Below are 5,387 nucleotides of genomic sequence, written 5' to 3' on the forward strand. Positions count from 1 at the left end.
CCCCGGCGAAGGAGGGGAGAATACCCTTTGTCCCGCCTGCCGGCGTACGGTCATCGAAAGGCGTGGTTTTCGTCTGGGGACCGTCTCGGTACGGGATGGCCGGTGCGGTTTCTGCGGCGTTTCCCTCGACGGGATCTGGTGACGGAGAAGGGAGGAATTCTGATGGGCGGAAACCAGCCCGGGGCAAGGGAGGCAGTAGCCGATTCGTTCAACCTCTGTCTGCCGGAGTGGCTGAAAGACTTTGCCGCCGAGGCGGCCAGGGTCAGCTGTCCGGACGTCTCGGAACGCATGCGTCTGGCCATCGACCTGGCGCGGCGCAATGTCTCAGCAGGGACGGGGGGACCCTTCGGTGCCGCTGTCTTCGAGGCCGAGAAGGGACGCCTGCTTGCCGTCGGCGTCAATCTGGTCGTTGCCGCCCGCTGCTCCATCCTGCATGCCGAGGTGGTGGCGCTGATGCTCGCTCAGCAGCGACTCGGCAGCTTCGACCTCGGCGGCGAAAGTCTTCCTGCCTGTGAACTGGTCACCAGCGCCGAACCCTGCGCCATGTGCTTCGGTGCCCTGCTCTGGTCCGGTGTGCGGCGGTTGGTCTGCGCCGCCCGCGAGGAGGACGTGCGGGCCGTCGGTTTCGACGAGGGGCCAAAGCCTGACGACTGGCCCGGGGAGCTGCAGCGAAGGGGTATCACCGTGGTGCAGGACGTCTGCCGTGATGAGGCCGTGACTGTTCTGAAGGGCTACGCGCTTGGCGGCGGGCTGGTGTACAATCCCCGCCGGTCCGCTTGACGACCTCTGCAGGCGAGGCGCAGCTTCGATGCAAAAAAGGCCGGGGGCATGCTGACCCCGGCCTTTTTTGTGTTTTCACCCTGAAAATTCAGAAACTATAGGCGACGCTGGTCGCAACAAGGTGGACGTCGGCTTGGTATTCTCCGTTGGCGAAGCTGCGGGGGTTCACCCCGGCCGGGTCCAGCGGGTCTCCGATGGCGTTGTTCTTGGTCCGGTCCTCATGGTGTTCATAACCGTAGGCCAGCGACACGCTGAACCGGCCGAAGGTGAGGTCCGTGCCAAGCGTGAACAGATGCGCATCGCTGTCCGGGATCGAGGGATCGAAGGTGCGGTCCGGCACCGGATTTTCCGCGTAGAGGTAACCGGCCAACAGCGTCACCACGTCGTTCAACCGGTATTGGCCGCCGAGGTTGAAAGCCCAGGTGTCGTTCCAGTCCCGCGGCGTGATGTTCTCGGATTGCTGGAGAATCGGCCGGTCGAGTTTGATTTTCAGTTCGTCAAAGGAGGACCAGTCTTCCCATCGGGCGCCGGCCTCCAGGGTCAGCTTCTCGCTGGCGGCCCAGGCCAGGCCGAATGCCGCCTGGGCCGGCAGGCGGATATCGGCGTCGCCGCCGGTCTTCAGAAACAGTGGGCTGATTGCTGCAGCATCGGCCGGGACGTCGAAGCTGGCATCCCCGTCCACGTTGACGTCGACATGGCTCCGATAAGTCGCGCCGAAGTCGATGTTCTCGGAAACCTGCAGCACAAGGCCGAGGTTGTAGCCGACTCCCCAGCCATCCCCGCTGAATTTCTGGTTAGTGTCGGAGAGGGGCCCCAAACCGCCCGGCGGGTTGACGACGAAACCGATGGCGGTGCTGTTGACCTTGCGCTCCAGTTCCGCATCGAGATACAGGACGTCAAGGCCTGCGGCCACCGACAGTTGCGGAATCGGGCGCCAGGCTACAACCGGGTTGATGCTGGTGGTGAACAGATCGGACCTGGTGGCGATATAGCGCCCGTCCCAGTTTTCGTCCCATTCGGTGGAAAGCCCAAAGGGGAAGAAGACGCCAAGTCCGGTTGCCACCTGGTCGTTGACCTGATGGGTTAAATAAAAGGTACTGGGGAACCGGGCGTCTTCCTCACTCTTTTCGGTTCGCCCGGTCAGGGAACTCTTGAATTCACGGTCGAGGAAGAGAGCCGTCGTCCCGGCTTCTACCCGGGTGCCCGGGACTTGTGGCAGCAGGGCGGGGTTGAAGTAGAGAGAGGATGGGCCGGTCGGGTGGGCAACCACTGCATTCGCCTGGCCGAGGCCGGCGGCTCCCTGGGTGAAGACGCCGAACCCGGAGGCGTCCGCCCGAGAGGCGGTAAAAAGCAGTACGAGCAGTAACGGAGAAAGTTTTTTGGTGAAACCATTTTTCATCGCTCAGACCCTTCTCTGGATATATGGAATGACACCTGGTCGATATTCTTCGGAGGGAGGGGCTCCGCGGCTGCCGGTGATCAGACAAACAGCCCCCGTTCCCTTCAATCCTCGCGAGCGGGGCGAACTCCACGGCACAGGATGATCGGTGTGTAAGTGAAGCGGCGGGTATCGGTCAGAAAGCGATGGAAGTCTTCCCGTGCCGCGCTGTAGTCACCGCCGAACTCGGCAAAGTCGCATCCGGATCTCTGGGCCGCCACGTCCATTTTCCGCATCCAGTTGAAGGTGTCTTTTTCCTCCAGTGGGCCGTAGAAGAGGTGATGGGCTTCCACATGGGCCGCGATGTTCTGGTAACCCAGGTCGACCAGATGGGCGTAAAGCTTGCGCCCGGCATAGGGGTCGAAGTTGAAGTTGGCCTCAAGCGAGCGCAGCACGGCCTGAATGGTCTTTTCCAGCCGTTCGCTGTGGCCGTGATGGTTCAGGCTGTTGTGGTCAAGGTCGATCAGGCAGAGGATCCCCCCCGGTTTGAGGCGCCGCGTGGCGTTGCGCACGATGGAAAGCGGATCATCCCGGAAATACTCGAGTAAAAAGCGCATCCAGACCGCGTCGAATTGTTCTTGCGGTTCGAACGGGCCGCGCAAATCGTGGCGGACAAACCGGATTCCTTCCCGGCCGTAACGGCGCTGAGCTTCTTCCAGTCGGGACCCCGAGAAGTCGAGTCCGGTCACCGTGCCGGTATCACCCACCAGGTCCTTGAGGACCGACGTGGTTTTGCCCACGCCGCAGCCGGCATCGAGCACGTGCATTCCCTCCGAAATTCCGGCCCAGCGAGCCTGACGCATTACGTCATCCGGGAGGGTTTTAATGTCTAGGCGGTGGCACTCCTCGCCGTTTTCCATCAGATAAGAGCCTGGCATGTCGCTTGTTTTCCTTTTTTTCTGGGATTATTGAACCGTTAATTGAACTGCAAGGATCGGTTCGCGCGATGCAAACCAGTTTCAACGTAATGCCTCAAGGCTCTTTGGACGCCGCCTCCAACGTCCTTGAATTGCACCCCGAAACCCATCGGCAGACGTTCGGCCGGACGGGGGTCCCCGACGTTGACCCAAACCACCCGCCCTGCCAATTGCACCAGTTTGTCGTTGTGGGGCAGGGTGAAAGTCAGGGTTATTTCGGACTCCGGCGAGATGTTCACGTCCTCGGTGGTCACGAACAGGCCGTTCTGGCTTATGTCGACGCTGGATCCGGAAATGGTGCGCCGATCAACCTTGGCCGAAACCCGGGTGCGATACTCAAAACGCGGGAGCCTGCTGACTGGGCTGTTCCCAGGCTTGTCGTTGTTGTCCAGCGGGCATACAGTGTTTTTCTGCAAATAGCGTACGAAGGCTTCGACGATCCGGGGTTCGAAATGGCTGCCGGATTCGCCTCTCAGCGTCTGTAGCGCTTCTTCGGTGGACATCGGGTCGCGATAATGGCGCTTGGAGGTGATGGCCTCGTAAAAGTCCGCGACAGCCAGGATGCGTGCCCCCAGCGGAATATCATTGCCCTTCAGGGCGTTGGGATAGCCGGTGCCGTCCCACCGTTCGTGGTGTGAGCCGGTAATGGCCGGGATTTCCTTGTTGATTCCCTGGAACGGAACCTTCTCCAGGATTTCCCTGGTTTTGGCCGGGTGAGTGTTGATGATGGCCCGCTCGGAGTCCGTCAGTGGACCGTCCTTTTTCAGGATAGAGTCCGGCACGCCGATCTTGCCGTAATCGTGCAGGAGGGCCGCGGTGCGGATCATCTGGCAGTATTCTTCCGACATCCCCAGTTCCTTGGCGATACCGCCGGCATATTCGGTTACGACCTGTGAGTGGCCAGCAGTCAGAAAATCCCGGGCGTCGATCGAATCGGCCAGTATGCTGAGGGTGCTTTCGAAGGTCGCGGCCTGGGTTTCCAGGAGCTGCGCGTTGTAGATGCTGATGCCGATAACCGGAGCGATGCCCATGAGCAGGCTGACATCGCTCTGGACCAGTGGGCGCTTTGATTTTAGGTTGTCGACCGCGAGGACGCCGATCGCCTTCCCCTTGAGGATGATAGGGCAGCACAGAAAAGACCTGATGCCGAGGGCCTTGGTGAATTCGAGCGACTTGGCAGTCATCTGGTTCTGGATTTCCGCGATGTCGTTGATGAGGAAAGGTTTTTTCTGGTGAAAGGCGACGACGAAGGGACCACGCCCTTGTGGGTTGTCCAGGCGGAAAGAGGTCGTCCTGAGCAATTTCAGGTGGGTGTCCGTGTAGCCGAACGCCCCGCGTATAACGAGGCGTTGCGTCTTTTCATCAGCCAGCAGCACAAGACCGCGGTCGAAGTCTAGGCGGTTTTCCAGGATATGGATAACTGAATGAATGACCTCGTCGGTCGACAGTTTGCTGCTGATGGCCTGACCGATTTCCTGGGCCAGCAGGAGGTTCTTGTAGTTGGCGTTGATCTGCTCACTGAGCTGCTCGGTGGACCCCCAGAGATTGCTCATGGCCTGAATCACTTCGTTGCGCCGGACCCGTTCGGCTATCAGGCTGGCTGCCAGGACGATGCTTGCCCCGATCGGCAGGCTGTAAATCAGCGAGGCGACTCCCAGTCTGGCCAGTGCTGCGGCAATTGCCAGTCCGACCAGCAGGGCCGTCACGTTGCGGATGGTGCGCACGGTCATGGCAAAAGTTGGCTTCCATGAGACGTGATACCGGCACACCTCCCCCCCCTTGAACATGCACTCAGGGTGATCGATTTTCGGCAAGCCGAGGTTGAAAACCGTAACGATGGCTTCAAAAAAGCCGATCCGGTTTTCGCACTGGTACGGTTTCTCATTCACGCCGGGGCGGGTCTTGACAACAATTTCAACCCGGTTGTCTTTCAGATCATGCGCTGAATAGTCGCTCGACCTCACAAAGTTTTTGGTCGCTTTCCCAATGATTGCAAAAGCCTTGTGCGGTCCGAGCAGCCCCATGGTGTACTGGCGCATCACTCCGAGGGTGTTGGGTGCGGCCGCATAACGGCCGGCTTCCCGGGCAATGAATTCGTTGCCCGTCAACTGAACGGCCATTTCATGGAATCGGTCGACCTGGTCCTGGGTGAACCAGTGCCCCTGGTCGGCCACTTCATAGGGCTCCATCTCGGCGTAGGCCAGGATGTTCCCGGTGGGAACCTCCGGGTAGCGGGTCTTGATGAGCTTGAG

At 60.3% G+C, this 5,387-nt stretch carries 4 protein-coding genes; 1 reads left to right on the forward strand and 3 read right to left on the reverse strand.

The features are described from left to right. Positions 1–162: 162 nt before the first annotated feature. Positions 163–780 carry a nucleoside deaminase gene (locus tag VD811_04365; protein HXV20214.1) on the forward strand — a complete coding sequence of 206 codons (618 nt, stop codon included), beginning with the start codon at positions 163–165 and terminating at the stop codon, positions 778–780. Between the two features lie 88 nt (positions 781–868). On the opposite strand, the gene VD811_04370 is transcribed toward VD811_04365, so the two are convergent. From VD811_04370 to VD811_04380, 3 genes are all read right to left on the reverse strand, one after another. After that, positions 869–2,179, reverse strand: coding sequence for an outer membrane protein transport protein (locus tag VD811_04370; protein ID HXV20215.1), 1,311 nt, complete (start codon positions 2,177–2,179; stop codon positions 869–871). Between the two features lie 104 nt (positions 2,180–2,283). Then, positions 2,284–3,096, reverse strand: a complete 813-nt coding sequence (locus VD811_04375; protein ID HXV20216.1) for a methyltransferase domain-containing protein — start codon at positions 3,094–3,096, stop codon at positions 2,284–2,286. Positions 3,097–3,134: 38 nt separating this feature from the next. Next, complete coding sequence (locus VD811_04380) at positions 3,135–5,309, reverse strand: HD domain-containing phosphohydrolase (protein HXV20217.1); 2,175 nt, start codon at positions 5,307–5,309, stop codon at positions 3,135–3,137. Positions 5,310–5,387 lie beyond the last annotated feature (78 nt).

This window comes from Desulfuromonadales bacterium (genome assembly GCA_035620395.1).
Classification (GTDB): Bacteria; Desulfobacterota; Desulfuromonadia; order Desulfuromonadales; family DASPGW01; genus DASPGW01.

What these genes read in the sequence shown, in the direction of transcription:
- VD811_04370 (HXV20215.1), bottom strand. Translation starts at nt 2,179, where the DNA reads ATGAAAAATGGTTTCACCAAAAAACTTTCTCCGTTACTGCTCGTACTG.
- VD811_04365 (HXV20214.1), top strand. Translation starts at nt 163, where the DNA reads ATGGGCGGAAACCAGCCCGGGGCAAGGGAGGCAGTAGCCGATTCGTTC.
- VD811_04375 (HXV20216.1), bottom strand. Translation starts at nt 3,096, where the DNA reads ATGCCAGGCTCTTATCTGATGGAAAACGGCGAGGAGTGCCACCGCCTA.